Genomic DNA, 14,010 nt, shown 5'->3' with positions numbered 1-14,010 from the left:
TTATGTTGGCTAGTTTATTCAATTATTCAAAGAACGCAAGCCATTTAATTCATATACATGCCACCATTTACGTGAATGGTTTCACCTGTTATATAATTTGCACTATCAGACGCTAAAAAAGCAACCACCTCAGCAACATCTTTTACACAACCAAAACGCCTCATGGGTATGCGTTTTAACATTTCCTCTTTTACTATATCAGGTAAAGCGCCGGTCATGTCCGTATCAATAAATCCCGGAGAAACTACATTTACAGTAATACCCCGACTGGCAATTTCCTGCGCTAACGATTTTGTAAAACCAACCACACCAGCCTTAGCGGCAGTATAATTGGCCTGACCAGGATTACCGCTAGAACCTACCACGGAACCCACATTGATTATACGACCTCGTCGTGCACGAAACATATGTTTAAGGCAAGCTTTGGATAATCTGAAGATTGCATTTAAATTCGTTTCAATCACTTTATACCATTCATCTTCATCCATTCTAAGTAATAAATTATCACAGGTAATACCCGCATTATTAACCAGTATAGAAGGTAATTTATTGCTCTCAGAGAGCTGTGCTATTAAATTTTCAACACTTTCCTTATTGGTAACATCGAGTAAAACACCTTCCCCGGATACCTGTTCCTGTGCAAATAAATTGGAAATAGCCTTTGCACCATCATCAGTGGTAGCCGTTCCAATAACATAGGCCCCTTTTTGGGCCAAATTAAAAGCGATAGCTCTGCCAATTCCTCTGCTTGCACCACTAACCAATGCAATTTGGCCTTGTAAACTTGTCATTAGAAATCCTCATTAACAATTTTTTCCACACCCAACTCAGCTAAAACCAGATTGAGGCTGGTTTTATCATTCATGCTAATCACTGATAAAGTGCGCTCTATGCGTTTTACCAAACCGGTTAATACCCTTCCAGGTCCACATTCAACAAGAAGATCAATACCTTCTTTTTTCATAAGTTGAATCGTTTCAACCCATCTTACAGGTCGATAAAGCTGTTCTTTAAGAAGAACACGTATATGCTCAGGTGAATTATAAATACTTAAATCAACATTAGAAATTACAGGGACATCAGGTACTTTAAAATTTGCCCTGGCAAGATGTTCCTCAAAAGCCTGCGCCGCCTCACTTAATAAAGCACAATGACAGGGAACGCTCACTGGAATTATTTTTGCCATGCGAGCTTCTTTTATTTCAGCAAGCGCCACAGCACGCTCAACTGCTCCGGTATGGCCAGCAATTACAATTTGCCCTATCGCATTGTAGTTAGCAGGGCTTACCTGTTGATCAAGATTGCTTACTTCATCACAGATAATTTGCACCTGCTCATCGGTCAATCCCACTATAGCAGCCATCGCTCCCTGACCTAAAGGCACGCTACTTTGCATAAGTTGACCGCGCGTTGTGACCAGTTCAGCCGCATCAGCCAAACTGATCGCACCAGCGCAAACCAGAGCAGCATATTCCCCAAGGCTATGACCCGCCATCATTTGCACACGCCCTGCCCCTGATTTTTTCAGCAGATTGAACAGTGCAACATCGGCGGTAAGCATTGCAGCCTGCGTGTGCTCGGTTTGATTCAGTTTATCTTCCGGTCCTTTCTGTACTAACGCCCATAGATCATAACCTATACGATCAGAAACAAGGGCAAAGTGATCTTTAATGAGAGGAAAAGATTCCGCAAGCTCTGAGAGCATACCCACAGATTGAGAACCCTGGCCAGGAAATATAAAAGCTACCTTATTCATAAATAATAAACTCCGACATAATTAAGCTAATAGCGTACTATGATAGCTCCCCACGTCATTCCCCCCCCAAAGGATTCCAAGAGCAATAAATCACCTCGTTTAATACGATTTTCACGGATAGAATAATCCAGAGCTAAAGGGATTGATGCTGCCGAGGTATTGCCCTGATTTTCAATGGTCACAATAACCTGTGACATAGGTAAGGACAATTTTTTGGCAATTGCCTGAATAATTCGAATGTTCGCTTGATGTGGAATTAACCAGTTAATATCGGCTTTTTGTAAATCGCAAGCCTGTAACACTTCGTCAACAACATCGCCCATTATATTAACAGCGAGTTTAAATACTTCATTGCCCCGCATTTCAATGAACGCCTTCTGCTCCTCATTAGAATAATTAGGATAACTAAGTAAAGTATCTTCATCATGTAATGCATGGAGCTTGCTGGCCAAAATACCAGGTTCCTCACTTGCACTTAAAACAACTGCACCGGCACCATCACCAAATAAAATACAAGTAGAGCGATCAGTCCAATCGACAGCACGAGACATACTTTCACTGCCAATAACTAAAATATGTTTCGCACTCCCTGCGTTGATATATTGTTTGGCAATATCCATGGCATAAACAAAACCGCTACAGGCAGCGCTAATATCAAAAGCCGGTATCGGACGCACTATATTTAGTGCTTTTTGAACATGGCATGCAATACCTGGAAAAAAATAATTGGGTGTACAGGTAGCTACCAGAATGAGATCAATCTCTTCCGCATTAATTGTTGATGCTGCCAGTGCGCGCCTGGCAGCTTCACAAGCCATAAAAGAGGTTGTTTCCTTTTCTGAGGCAATATGCCTGCTACTAATACCCGTTCTTGTCAAGATCCACTCGTGACTGGTGTCCAATCTGGATTCAAGATCCTGATTAGTAACAACCTGCTCCGGTAAGTAACTGCCTGTTCCATTAATAACAGCGTTTTTCATAGCAACAAACCTTGATTTATAAACTCGGTAATCTGATCACGCACTAAATCAACAACATTATTCCTCACTTGGGACATGGCTTCTTCAATAGCATACTGAAAAGCAAGTTCACTCGCTCCTCCATGGCTTTTGACCACGATACCATTTAAACCCAGTAAACTGGCACCATTGTACCGCGCAGGATCCATCCGTTTCTTTAAATAACCCAAAGCAGGGAGCGCGAAAAAACCGGCGATCCTGGCCAATATATTACGTGAAAATGATTCTTTTAGTACGGAAAGCATAAGCTTCGCCAGCCCTTCGCTGGCTTTTAAAGCAACATTTCCCACAAAACCGTCACAAACAACAAGATCAACATCGCCAGAATAAAAATGATCCCCTTCCACGTAACCTACATAATTGGTTAAGCTGCATTCAGCGAGCATATGAGCGGTACGTTTAACTTGATCATTCCCTTTAATCTCTTCGACACCAATATTCAACAAAGCAATTTTAGGTTTGTCTTTTTTATCAACCGCCTGAATTAAGGCTGAACCCATAATTGCAAACTGAAAAAGGTATTCAGCACAGGAATCTACATTTGCACCGAGATCAATAACCCTTGTTTTACCCTGCATTGTAGGCAATTCGGCAATAATAGCCGGGCGATCGATACCTGGCAAAGTCTTTAATACAAAACGAGCCGTAGCCATAAGTGCACCGGTATTACCCGCACTGACACAAGCCTGCGCTCGACCCTCTTTAACCAGATTGATGGCCACACGCATGGAAGAGTCTTTTTTATTACGCATCGCATGCGACGGTAACTCATCCATAGCAACGACTTCTGAAGCATGTATCACGGAAAATTGATTATTATCCGATACGTCAAATGTTTTAAGATGCGCGTTCACCTGCTGCTGATCACCGACTAACAGTAACCTCAAGTCCGGATTTTTCCGTGCAGCACGAACACAAGCAGGAATCACAATTTGCAAACCGTGATCCCCACCCATCGCATCAATAGCAATGGTAATATGTTTCAAGTAGATTACTCGTCTTTATCTTCGTAAACGTTACCTGTTTCCAAAATCTTACGACCGCGATAATAACCATCTTCGGTAATATGATGACGGCGATGTGTTTCACCTGTCGTTGGATCAATGGATAAAGTAGGTCCAGTCAAAGCATCGTGAGAACGACGCATATCACGTCTGGAGCGTGATTTTTTATTTTGTTGTACGGCCATTGTATTACTCCTAAACAATTTGCATTCATTGGGGCGGAATATTACCGATTTTTTCACGGTAATCCAAGTGTTACTCACTAATTTCTGCGTTTTATTCTGCTTCCAGGCGAATAAATTTCTTCATTTCTTCATTACAATCGCTTCGTTCAAGGTGAAATTTGGGCGCGTAAAGATATAATTCGTCCGTTAATAACTCCTTTAAATCAACCTGGTTACCTTGCGGGACAATACATTCATAGCGTTCCATTAATTTTTCCGCGATTTCCTCTGAGGGACAAAGAGCCAACTCTGTAAGACTATTATAATTATAATTAAATTCATTAAGGCAACGTTGACAAGTAATAATAAGCTCCGCATTAACAGTCAAGGCCATCACGCAATAATTATCAACTGATTCAAGTCCAAAATGTCCTTGAACGGTACAGGGTATGTTAATATACTCCGGTAATCTTTCCTTGATTTCGATTACAAAATTTTGTTGCTCTGTTTTTGCCGCACGCGTTTTAAAATTAATTAACATCAGTATTCCGTCATTGACCAACTTTACAACAGGAAAAACCTGTATTTTTTAATAAAGAATTAAATTTCCATGCATATAATAGCAAAATTCATTTTAAAATACCCCTATTCTAACGTAAAATAGAATTTTTTTTATACATACTGGTGGGTTGTGAAAGCCAAAGTTATTGTAGGTATGTCTGGTGGTGTCGATTCTTCCGTAGCAGCCTGGTTACTAAAGGAAGCTGGCTATCAGGTCGAAGGGCTGTTTATGAAAAACTGGGAACAGGACGATACAGAAAATTATTGTGCGGCGGCAGAGGATTTAGCCGATGCGCAAGCGGTTTGCACGCAATTGCGTATCCCTCTTCATAGTGTAAATTTTTCCAAGGAATACTGGGATCGGGTTTTTGCTTATTTTCTTACAGAATATGAACATGGGCGCACCCCTAATCCTGATGTTCTCTGTAATAAGGAAATAAAATTCAATGCTTTTTTAAATCATGCATTAAAGCTCGGAGCCGATTATATAGCTACAGGTCATTATGCTAAAGTGCGGCATAATAATGGACGCGGTGAATTATTCAAAGCAAAAGACAGAGACAAGGACCAAACCTATTTTCTTCATGCCGTTGAACCAGCCGCCCTGGCAAAAACGCTATTTCCAGTCGGAGATTATCATAAAGCAGAGATAAGAGGGTTTGCTAAACAGGCAGGTTTGGTTACTCATAATAAAAAAGATTCAACTGGAATCTGTTTTATCGGTGAAAAACGTTTTAAAAGCTTTTTAAAAGAATTTATTTTAGCAAAACCAGGCGATATCAAAAGCAGCAGTGGTGAGCTCTTAGGACGGCATGATGGCCTGATGTATTATACGCTGGGGCAACGTCAGGGGCTTGGTATTGGTGGGCAAAAAAATGCCAGTGAAGAGCCTTGGTATGTGGTTGATAAAGATATTAACACAAATACATTAATCATAGCCCAGGGAAATCATCCGTTGCTTTATTCCCAAGGACTTATCTGTAGCTCGATTCACTGGTTGGTAAATCACAATAATAACCTGCCTCTAACTTGTTATGCGAAAACCCGTTATCGCCAGCCTGAACAGGCTTGCGTTATCTCACCAGCGGATAACAACCAGCATTATGTCATGTTTTCCAATTTACAACGGGCGGTGACACCAGGACAATATATTGTATTTTATGATAAAAATCAGTGTCTGGGAGGAGCAACCATAGAGCAGATTATTCGTTAAAAAAAGAGAAGCTGCCGCAGGAAATTATTTTAAGTGATTTGTCGGGACAATAAAATATAGTTTAAATAATCTTAAGCTGGCAAAATATTGATAGCAGCTATACAATTAAATATACGGTTATCCGGAGTTTTTATGACAGCAAGTAGTACATCATCTTCATTAACAGACAAAGATGAAATGAAAACCGATCAAGGTATTTATTTTTCAACCAATGCGGCTGACAAGGTCGCCTCATTAATTGCCGAAGAAGAAAATCCCCATCTCAATCTGCGCGTGTTTGTTACGGGTGGAGGATGCTCAGGTTTTCAGTATGGTTTTACTTTTGATGAAAAAATTCAGGAAGATGATACTGTAGTTGAGCAGTTTTGTTCGAATGGTAAGTCTTCAGTGAAATTGTTAATTGATTCAATGAGCTACCAGTACCTCAATCAAGCTGAAATTGATTACACCGAAAATATTCAGGGTGCTCAATTTGTTATTCGTAATCCAAATGCCAAAACAACCTGCGGCTGTGGTTCTTCTTTTAGCGTTGAAGAGGAAGATTAAGAGTAGGTGTTCACGGAATAGTAATTAAGAAGCATATAACGTCAATGTCTTTCCCGCGTGGCGGGAAACTACCTACAAATTAGACATGGTGCTAATTGTTATGTCCTGCGCGGGAAAAACGAGTCATGGGACAAAGTCTGGATGAGAAAATTTGCATATCCCGTGAACACTTACATTAAGATCCAATTGATTATTAATAAGGATGAACCACTACGGTTGTTCCTATATTAATAAATTTTTTACTCAACCACCGTGCATCGCCCGGATGAACACGAATACAACCATGGCTGGCATTACGATTAGGTACATCATAAGAACCATGAATCGCATAGTTTTTGCTGAAAAACATGCAATAAGGCATTCTTGAGCCGCCTTTACCCAGAGGATAACGGCTGGAGCGACACTCAGGCCCTCCTTTACTAATCACACGATAAGTGCCAGAGGGCGTTCTACAGGCGCGCTTTACGTCATGACAATAATGACTGCCCCCTGATGCTTTACCTGATCGAATGACCTTACCATTCTGTACAGCCTTCCATACTCGTGTTTTAGGGTTAAAAATAAACGTATTGGAAGCAACAAGCATTAACCGCGGGTTAGTTTCGTCAAACGAACGAGCAGAAACCTCTTGCCCTTTGCCGAGAAAAATCAAAAACACAGCAGAGATAATAACAGGCCACCACTTGCCAAATCTGATTCCATCCATGATTGTCCTGAAAAATAACTATCTTGATCCTAAATATAGGACAAAAATTGTACATTTCCAGTTTTATTCAACTGTCCAAAGGGTATTACCTGATTTTTTTATTAAAAATTGAATAAAATCGTTATGTCGGATCAATTCCTCTTCCTTGGCAAGGATAACAGGCGAATTGTTAGTTAAATGCATTGCAGTATGGGTTAAATCTGTTTCAGAAGGGGTGATAACTTCGATCTTTTCATCAAACAATTCAGCCTGGCCGCCCGTCATCGCCAAATAAACAAAGGCTAAAATTTCGGCATCCAATAAAGCCCCGTGCAACGTTCGATTAGAGTTATCAATCTCATAACGTTTGCATAGCGCGTCCAGATTATTTCGTTGACCGGGATGTTTTTCTTTGGCAAGGACTAATGTGTCACATATGGAACAAAAATCGTTAATCTGCTCTGGCAAGCCTGCTAATCGTAATTCAGCATTTAAAAAACCGACATCAAAAGGTGCGTTGTGAATAATTAATTCAGATCCTTTAATGAACGCAATAAATTCTGCCGCTATATCCTTAAACAAAGGCTTATCCTGCAAAAACGCTGTACTTATACCATGAACGCGAAATGCACCTTCATCAATATCTCGCTCTGGATTTAAATAAAAATGAAAATGCCTGTTGGTAAGCTTTCTGTCTTGTAATTCTACGCAGCCAATTTCAATAATTCGATGGCCTGATTCATGACCTATCCCTGTTGTTTCAGTATCCAGAACAATTTGTCGCATTATAAAAACCTTCGATTTGTCATAAAATAGCTTTTCTCAGTAATTCATCAATAGCCTGATTTGCCAATGCATCCGCTCTTTCATTTTCCGGATGGCCAGCATGCCCTCTCACCCAATGCCAGGTAATTTTATGTTTTTTCGCCAATTCATCCAGCAATTGCCAAAGGTCAGCATTTTTAACAGGTTCTTTTTTAGAATTAAGCCAACCTTTTTTTTTCCACTGAAACAACCAGGCCGTCATGCCTTGTCGTACATATTGTGAATCAGTATATAAATCAACATCACAAGGACGCTTTAATGCTTCCAGCGCCTTAATTGCAGCCATTAATTCCATACGATTATTAGTGGTATACGTTTCGCTGCCATAAAGGATTTTTTCATACCCTTGATGCCTTAATAATGCACCCCAACCGCCGGGGCCAGGATTACCTCTACATGCCCCGTCTGTATATATCTCAATGGTCATAAAATCACATGAAACTCTTAACTAATTGCCAATAGCATATATTAATACAGCGTCATGGTTAAGATTTATCTGATTTAAACGATAAAACAAATTCTCCTTTAAGAATTTTTTGTTTTATAAGGGCAATATCCGGGGCAAAATAACGATCTTGATCATACGCATCAATATACGTTCTGACTTTATCATAAACTTCTTCGAGTTTTATGGAGGTTTTTAAAGGACGATGAAACTCAAGACCCTGACAAGCAGCCAGCAGTTCAATAGCCAGTATCGTTGCGGTATTATCTATCATCGCGTCCAGACGTCTTGCTGCATTCGTTGCCATTGACACATGATCTTCCTGATTGGCCGAAGTAGGCAGGCTATCTACACAATGAGGATGAGCGAGCGCTTTATTATCACTCGCACAGGCTGCTGCTGTGACATGAGCAATCATAAAACCTGAATTTAAACCACATTCTTTAACGAGATAGGCCGGTAAACCGCTAAAATTCTTATCAATGAGTAATGCAATTCGACGCTCTGAATTCGCTCCCATTTCAGCGAGTGCCAATGCTAAATTATCAGCAGCCATGGCAATCATTTCACCATGAAAATTACCACCCGACAAAATAACGCCCTCCTCGACAAAAATTAAAGGGTTATCAGTCACCGAATTAATTTCGACTTGTAACGTGTCTTCCACAAAACGCATTTGCTGTAATACAGCACCCATAATCTGAGGTTGACAGCGCAACGAATAGGGATCTTGTATTCGAGCGCAGCAACGATGTGATTCACGAATAGAACTTCCGGATAACAATTTTCTATAAAGTGCAGCAACATCGCGCTGAGCCTGATGCCCTCTTGCCAGGTGAATCCGATCATCAAAAGGGACATCGCTTCCTGAAGCCGCATCTATCGATAAGCTACCTGCAAGGATTGCTGTTTCAAACAAAATTTCTGCTTGAAAAAAAGCATGCAGACACAATGCCGTTGAAACCTGCAACCCGTTTAAAAGAGCAAGCCCTTCTTTAGGTGCCAATTCCAAGGGTAACAATCCCGCAATTTTTAATCCTTTTTCGGCCTTTATAACTTTTCCCTGATATCGCACCTCACCTTCGCCAATTAAAGGCAAGGCAAGATGTGCCAGAGGAGCCAAATCACCCGAAGCACCTACCGAGCCTTTCGCGGGGATACAAGGATAAATACGCTCATTGTATAGCAGCATTAATGCGTCAATGAGCTCGCTCCTCACACCCGAATAACCCTGTGCCAGACTATTAATCTTAAGCAAAATAATAAGAGCGACCATTTCATCAGAAAGAAGTTCTCCTGTCCCGCAAGCATGCGAAAGCAGAATATTACGCTGTAATTGTTTTAAATGTTCAATAGAAATTTGCTGATTTGCAAGAGAACCAAAACCTGTATTGATACCATAAACTATTTTATTGCTTTCAATAACCTGGCGCACTGTTTTATTGGACGTCTGAATCAACGGATAAGCTGATTCGTCCAATTTTAAAAGCTCAAATTGCGAACAGAGTGTTTTTATATCTGCAAGATTTAACTGACCAGGAACAAGAGTAAATAACTCAGCCATGAGACGGTTCTCCAATTTGCTCCATAGGTAACCACAAGCCATTCTTTTTGGCGCATTGTCTCGCTAACTGATAACCCGCATCTGCATGGCGCATAACACCTGTAGCCGGATCATTATGAAGCACACGGCTGATACGTGCCGCAGCCTTTTCCGTCCCGTCAGCAACAATAACCGCACCAGCATGTTGCGAAAATCCCATACCAACGCCTCCGCCATGATGAATACTCACCCAGGTAGCACCACTGGCACAGTTTAACAACGCATTTAACAATGGCCAATCTGACACCGCATCGCTACCATCTAACATGTTTTCAGTTTCGCGATTTGGACTTGCAACAGAGCCTGAATCAAGATGATCACGTCCGATAACTACAGGGGCTTTCAATTCTTTCTTTTTTACCATATCGTTAAAAGCCAATGCGACCCGCGCCCGATCAGCCAGTCCCAGCCAACATATCCGCGCAGGAAGTCCCTGGAAAGCAATTCTTTCTTTAGCCATCGTTAACCAACGATGTAAATGCTCATCCTCTGGCACCAGACTTTTTACCTTATTATCGGTAGCATAAATATCTTCTGGATCACCGGACAAAGCAACCCAGCGAAAAGGACCTATCCCTTCACAAAATAAAGGACGAATATAGGCAGGTACAAAACCTGGGATAGTAAATGCTTCTGAAACACCTTCTTCATAAGCCATTTGACGAATATTATTACCATAATCAAAAACAGGAATACCTTGACGTTGAAAGCCTAACATGGCATTGACCTGCTCTGCCATCGATGCTTTTGCGGCAGCAATAACATCCTGTGGTGAGAGTTGGCGTAATTTCTGCACTTTTTCCAAAGACCAACCCTTTGGTAAATACCCATTTAACGGATCATGGGCACTCGTTTGATCGGTTATCAGAGAAGGTTTAACCCCCCGTTTTAACAGTTCAGGATACACGTCAGCGGCATTTCCTAATAATCCTACCGATAAGGCTTCTTCCTGTTTACAGGATTCCTCTATCCAGGTTAATGCTTCATTGAGGTCGGTAGTATACGTGTCCAGATAATGGGATTTTAAGCGTTTTTTGATTCGATCAATATCACATTCAACAGCAAGCATACTGGCACCTGTCATAGTAGCTGCCAAAGGTTGTGCACCGCCCATACCCCCTAATCCAGCGGTTAAAACCCAACGGCCGGACAAATCACCCGCATAATGCTTTTTTGCGCACGCCATAAATGTTTCGTAAGTTCCTTGCACTATTCCTTGCGAACCAATGTAGATCCAGCTCCCGGCGGTCATCTGACCGTACATTATCAGACCCTTTTTATCAAGCTCGTTGAAATGATCCCAGGTAGCCCAATGGGGAACCAGGTTAGAATTTGCAATTAGAACACGAGGAGCATCTTCATGCGTGGTAAATACACCAACGGGTTTGCCAGACTGAATAAGAAGTGTCTGATTGGTATCCAGTTCTTTAAGAACTTCTACTATTTTATTAAACGAGGCCCAATCACGTGCTGCACGTCCAAGCCCGCCATAGACTATCAATGAATCGGGATTTTCAGCGACTTCCTTATCGAGGTTATTACACAACATTCGTAAAGCTGCTTCAGTAAGCCAGTTTTTTGCTTCTAACGTAGAACCTCGATTTGCTTTGATCTGGAATGTATTGCCAGTTTGCCTTATCATCTTTTCTCCATCCTGGTGTATAGCATATCACTCCTACCGGGTACGTAGGCATCATTAGAAGTACAGAGCTTCTTAATATCTCATCTTAATATCTCTATGTATAGAATAGAATCCCATGATAGACTGTCTTGATAATTTTTAATTAGCCAGAATTATCGTGCAAAATGGACTAACAACTCATCCGCCTACCCTTCGTATTTTTTTCGCCACAGAAATGTGGGAAAGATATGGTTTCTATGTAGTCCAATCCCTTCTTGCTCTTTATCTGACTTTGCATTTTAAATGGCAGGATCAACGGATTTATGAACTCGTTGGTTCTTTTACGGCACTTACTTATCTTTCACCTGTCATTGGGGGCTGGATTGCCGATCACTTATTAGGTCAAAAAAGAGCAATTTTAACAGGCGCCATTTTTCTGTTTTTTAGTTATCTGGGACTGACCTTTCTTCACTCGGATTATGGTCTGCCTGCTGTATTAGCTGGTATTGCGGTGGGGACAGGCTTACTAAAACCCAATATTTCCTCTCTGTTAGGTAATGAATACCCGGTTGGTTCCTCTGGGCGTGAAAGTGGCTTTACCATTTTTTATATGGGAATAACCACCGGCATTATTTTAGGAACTACTATACCCAGTATACTTAATATTAATTTTGGGTGGTCAGTATCTTTTGCCAGTGCTGCACTGGGAATGACTTTTGCCTTTGCTGTATTTGTCTATGGTGTGCACTATTATAAAATAGCGGATTATCTACCTTATGAGTTTCGTTTAATAAAATTACTAAAAGCCACCGGATTAATGGCTGCACTGTGGCTGATCGCATTTTACATTTTCAACTATCCGATTTTCGCCGATGCAGCCTTTGCCGGGGTTGTTTTTTTATCCTTAACTTACTTAATCTTTTCCATCATACGGGAGCCAGCCCAACAGGCCAGGCAAACTGCGGTTATCGGTTTGTTGTGTATTATTTCCGTATTATTCTGGGCATTTTATTTTCAGATGTTCATGTCACTTACCCTGTTTATAGCGCGAGTAGTCAGACCCACCTTATTTGGCATTAATTTTCCACCACCTTATTATGTAGGCGTACAAAGTTTCGGTATGATAGTGTTTGGTTATTTATTATCGCGTAGTAAACCTGAGTTAACTCTAACCCAAAGTGGAGTACGTACAGGTAATAAATTTTTATTAGCAATGATTTTCATGTCTATTGCCTATATTTTAATTACAATAGCCTGCTATAGTAAAACACCAGATGCATTATTATCACCTCTCTATTTTATTCCTGCGTATTTAATGTTTTCTATTGCGGAACTGTTATTATCGCCAGTGGGTTTATCAGCAATTACCGTGCTGGCCAGCCGTAAAAAAGTAAGCACCATGATGGGAATATTTTTTGTGTCCTTGGGAATTGGTGCTTTTTTATCAGGAAAATTAGCTAATTTAACATCCATTAATTCTCAGGCATTATCTTTATTTGAATTGAAAACACATTATGCACAGACCTTTACCCTTCTTTTGTATATTTTACTAATAGCCACTTTGTTTTGTGTCGTTTTACATCGGGTTATTAAAGTATTGCTGGCCTATCATGAAAAGAATGAAGGCAAGTACCCGTTAAATATAAGCTTGCCAGAGAATAAGGACAAAAAGATCCTTTGAGAGTTCAGACAATACTGGTATCATTTGTTCCTTTTGAGCAAGATTTTTTAAGTATGTTGAATCAACCATTGTTTTTAAAGGAGTTACTTAAATCACTGGATGACAATCAGGCAATTGATGTCCAAGTCATTGATGTTAAAGATCAAACTTCTGTAACAGATTATATGATTATAGGTAGCGGTCGTTCCTCTCGTCAGGTTAAAGCGATTGCAGAGCATGTTATTGAACACATGAAAACTTTGGGGTTGGCAGCTCTCAGTCAAACTGGCCTTGAAAGTGGGGAATGGGCCTTGATTGATTTTGGCGATTTTGTCTTGCACGTGATGCAACCTGACAGTCGAGCCTTTTACAATCTTGAAGGTCTTTGGCAACATGATTCCGTTGACAAATAACACCCATGTTTAAGATAACGCTTATTGCCTGCGGCAACAAAATGCCTCATTGGGTCAATGAAGCAGTCCTGGATTTTTCAAAACGTTTGCAGGAATTTGTCAGTTTCCATTTAATTGAAATTCCTTTATTAAAACGAGGCAAGTCTACTGATTTAGCCCGCATTTTAGAAAAAGAAGCTGTTTTAATCAATGCAGCAATTCCTAATGGTGCACGTATCATTGCTTTAACCATTGATGGAAATTCATTCAGCAGCGAAAAATTAGCGGGAAAAATCGAACAATTACAACAAATCACAAGTCATCTATGTTTTATTATTGGCGGTCCCGAAGGACTGGCTCCAGCGATTATTGCCCGCTCCAGTGAGCAATGGTCCTTATCTCGATTAACCTTACCTCATCCTTTGGTTCGAATTATTCTGCTGGAGGCAGTTTACAGAGCCTGGTCTATTATTCATAATCATCCTTATCATAAATGAGATTCTTAGCTAAAGATGT

At 40.6% G+C, this 14,010-nt stretch carries 16 protein-coding genes; 5 read left to right on the top strand and 11 right to left on the bottom strand.

Annotated elements, in window-relative coordinates; all coding sequences use genetic code 11:
- Window positions 1–44: 44 nt before the first annotated feature.
- The 6 genes from fabG to T345_RS0101845 all read right to left on the bottom strand — a co-directional run bounded on the left by fabG (window position 45) and on the right by T345_RS0101845 (window position 4,484).
- Window positions 45–791, bottom strand: coding sequence for a 3-oxoacyl-ACP reductase FabG (fabG, locus tag T345_RS0101870; RefSeq protein ID WP_028387847.1), 747 nt, complete (start codon window positions 789–791; stop codon window positions 45–47).
- Entirely contained in the window at window positions 791–1,756 is a 966-nt protein-coding gene (gene fabD / locus T345_RS0101865; protein WP_028387846.1) for an ACP S-malonyltransferase, read from the bottom strand. The genes fabG and fabD overlap by 1 nt, the downstream gene beginning before the upstream one ends.
- Window positions 1,757–1,782: 26 nt before the next feature.
- The gene (locus tag T345_RS0101860; RefSeq protein ID WP_028387845.1) at window positions 1,783–2,736 is read right to left on the bottom strand and encodes a beta-ketoacyl-ACP synthase III; all 954 of its coding nucleotides are present in this window, start codon (window positions 2,734–2,736) and stop codon (window positions 1,783–1,785) included.
- Window positions 2,733–3,761, bottom strand: a complete 1,029-nt coding sequence (plsX, locus tag T345_RS0101855; protein ID WP_028387844.1) for a phosphate acyltransferase PlsX — start codon at window positions 3,759–3,761, stop codon at window positions 2,733–2,735. Before plsX ends, T345_RS0101860 begins: the two co-directional genes overlap by 4 nt.
- A gap of 5 nt (window positions 3,762–3,766) precedes the next feature.
- Window positions 3,767–3,964 carry a 50S ribosomal protein L32 gene (gene rpmF, locus T345_RS0101850; RefSeq protein ID WP_028387843.1) on the bottom strand — a complete coding sequence of 66 codons (198 nt, stop codon included), beginning with the start codon at window positions 3,962–3,964 and terminating at the stop codon, window positions 3,767–3,769.
- A 91-nt stretch (window positions 3,965–4,055) separates the two neighbouring features.
- A complete protein-coding gene (locus tag T345_RS0101845) occupies window positions 4,056–4,484 on the bottom strand; it encodes a YceD family protein (RefSeq protein ID WP_028387842.1) in 429 nt (142 codons plus the stop codon).
- Between the two features lie 150 nt (window positions 4,485–4,634).
- Between T345_RS0101845 and mnmA the strand changes: the two genes are divergently transcribed.
- Together mnmA and erpA are read left to right on the top strand one after the other, a co-directional pair.
- Complete coding sequence (gene mnmA / locus T345_RS0101840) at window positions 4,635–5,717, top strand: tRNA 2-thiouridine(34) synthase MnmA (RefSeq protein ID WP_028387841.1); 1,083 nt, start codon at window positions 4,635–4,637, stop codon at window positions 5,715–5,717.
- 177 nt (window positions 5,718–5,894) lie between these two features.
- Complete coding sequence (erpA, locus tag T345_RS0101835) at window positions 5,895–6,263, top strand: iron-sulfur cluster insertion protein ErpA (protein WP_028387840.1); 369 nt, start codon at window positions 5,895–5,897, stop codon at window positions 6,261–6,263.
- A 193-nt stretch (window positions 6,264–6,456) separates the two neighbouring features.
- Here erpA and T345_RS0101830 read toward each other — a convergent pair whose 3' ends face one another.
- The 5 genes from T345_RS0101830 to hutU all read right to left on the bottom strand — a co-directional run bounded on the left by T345_RS0101830 (window position 6,457) and on the right by hutU (window position 11,463).
- Window positions 6,457–6,969, bottom strand: coding sequence for a L,D-transpeptidase (locus tag T345_RS0101830; RefSeq protein ID WP_028387839.1), 513 nt, complete (start codon window positions 6,967–6,969; stop codon window positions 6,457–6,459).
- A 63-nt stretch (window positions 6,970–7,032) separates the two neighbouring features.
- Entirely contained in the window at window positions 7,033–7,734 is a 702-nt protein-coding gene (gene dnaQ / locus T345_RS0101825) for a DNA polymerase III subunit epsilon (RefSeq protein WP_028387838.1), read from the bottom strand.
- Window positions 7,735–7,753: 19 nt separating this feature from the next.
- Window positions 7,754–8,200 (bottom strand): ribonuclease HI, encoded by a 447-nt coding sequence (gene rnhA, locus T345_RS0101820; RefSeq protein ID WP_028387837.1) that lies wholly within the window; start codon window positions 8,198–8,200, stop codon window positions 7,754–7,756.
- A gap of 58 nt (window positions 8,201–8,258) precedes the next feature.
- Entirely contained in the window at window positions 8,259–9,782 is a 1,524-nt protein-coding gene (gene hutH, locus T345_RS0101815; protein WP_028387836.1) for a histidine ammonia-lyase, read from the bottom strand.
- Window positions 9,775–11,463: a urocanate hydratase gene (gene hutU, locus T345_RS0101810; protein ID WP_028387835.1), complete on the bottom strand. Its 1,689-nt coding sequence runs from the start codon at window positions 11,461–11,463 to the stop codon at window positions 9,775–9,777. Before hutU ends, hutH begins: the two co-directional genes overlap by 8 nt.
- 157 nt (window positions 11,464–11,620) lie before the next feature.
- Here hutU and T345_RS0101805 point away from each other — a divergent pair, with 157 nt between their 5' ends.
- Genes T345_RS0101805 through rlmH form a run of 3 tightly spaced genes read left to right on the top strand, consistent with a single transcriptional unit; the run spans window position 11,621 to window position 13,991 of the window.
- Complete coding sequence (locus tag T345_RS0101805) at window positions 11,621–13,123, top strand: peptide MFS transporter (protein ID WP_084273710.1); 1,503 nt, start codon at window positions 11,621–11,623, stop codon at window positions 13,121–13,123.
- A gap of 53 nt (window positions 13,124–13,176) precedes the next feature.
- Window positions 13,177–13,515, top strand: a complete 339-nt coding sequence (gene rsfS, locus T345_RS0101800) for a ribosome silencing factor (RefSeq protein ID WP_028387833.1) — start codon at window positions 13,177–13,179, stop codon at window positions 13,513–13,515.
- A 5-nt stretch (window positions 13,516–13,520) separates the two neighbouring features.
- On the top strand, window positions 13,521–13,991 hold the full coding sequence (rlmH, locus tag T345_RS0101795) for a 23S rRNA (pseudouridine(1915)-N(3))-methyltransferase RlmH (protein ID WP_028387832.1): 471 nt from the start codon (window positions 13,521–13,523) through the stop codon (window positions 13,989–13,991).
- Window positions 13,992–14,010 lie beyond the last annotated feature (19 nt).

This window comes from Legionella fairfieldensis ATCC 49588 (assembly GCF_000621525.1).
In the GTDB taxonomy this organism is placed as follows: domain Bacteria; phylum Pseudomonadota; class Gammaproteobacteria; order Legionellales; family Legionellaceae; genus Tatlockia; species Tatlockia fairfieldensis.
This window is presented reverse-complemented; position numbering and strand designations above follow the sequence as displayed.

Coding starts and splice junctions, on each gene's coding strand:
- rpmF (WP_028387843.1), bottom strand. CDS start 3,964: ATGGCCGTACAACAAAATAAAAAATCACGCTCCAGACGTGATATGCGT.
- rsfS (WP_028387833.1), top strand. CDS start 13,177: ATGTTGAATCAACCATTGTTTTTAAAGGAGTTACTTAAATCACTGGAT.
- fabD (WP_028387846.1), bottom strand. CDS start 1,756: ATGAATAAGGTAGCTTTTATATTTCCTGGCCAGGGTTCTCAATCTGTG.
- fabG (WP_028387847.1), bottom strand. CDS start 791: ATGACAAGTTTACAAGGCCAAATTGCATTGGTTAGTGGTGCAAGCAGA.
- T345_RS0101830 (WP_028387839.1), bottom strand. CDS start 6,969: ATGGATGGAATCAGATTTGGCAAGTGGTGGCCTGTTATTATCTCTGCT.
- rlmH (WP_028387832.1), top strand. CDS start 13,521: ATGTTTAAGATAACGCTTATTGCCTGCGGCAACAAAATGCCTCATTGG.
- T345_RS0101860 (WP_028387845.1), bottom strand. CDS start 2,736: ATGAAAAACGCTGTTATTAATGGAACAGGCAGTTACTTACCGGAGCAG.
- hutU (WP_028387835.1), bottom strand. CDS start 11,463: ATGATAAGGCAAACTGGCAATACATTCCAGATCAAAGCAAATCGAGGT.
- dnaQ (WP_028387838.1), bottom strand. CDS start 7,734: ATGCGACAAATTGTTCTGGATACTGAAACAACAGGGATAGGTCATGAA.
- erpA (WP_028387840.1), top strand. CDS start 5,895: ATGAAAACCGATCAAGGTATTTATTTTTCAACCAATGCGGCTGACAAG.
- rnhA (WP_028387837.1), bottom strand. CDS start 8,200: ATGACCATTGAGATATATACAGACGGGGCATGTAGAGGTAATCCTGGC.
- T345_RS0101845 (WP_028387842.1), bottom strand. CDS start 4,484: ATGTTAATTAATTTTAAAACGCGTGCGGCAAAAACAGAGCAACAAAAT.
- hutH (WP_028387836.1), bottom strand. CDS start 9,782: ATGGCTGAGTTATTTACTCTTGTTCCTGGTCAGTTAAATCTTGCAGAT.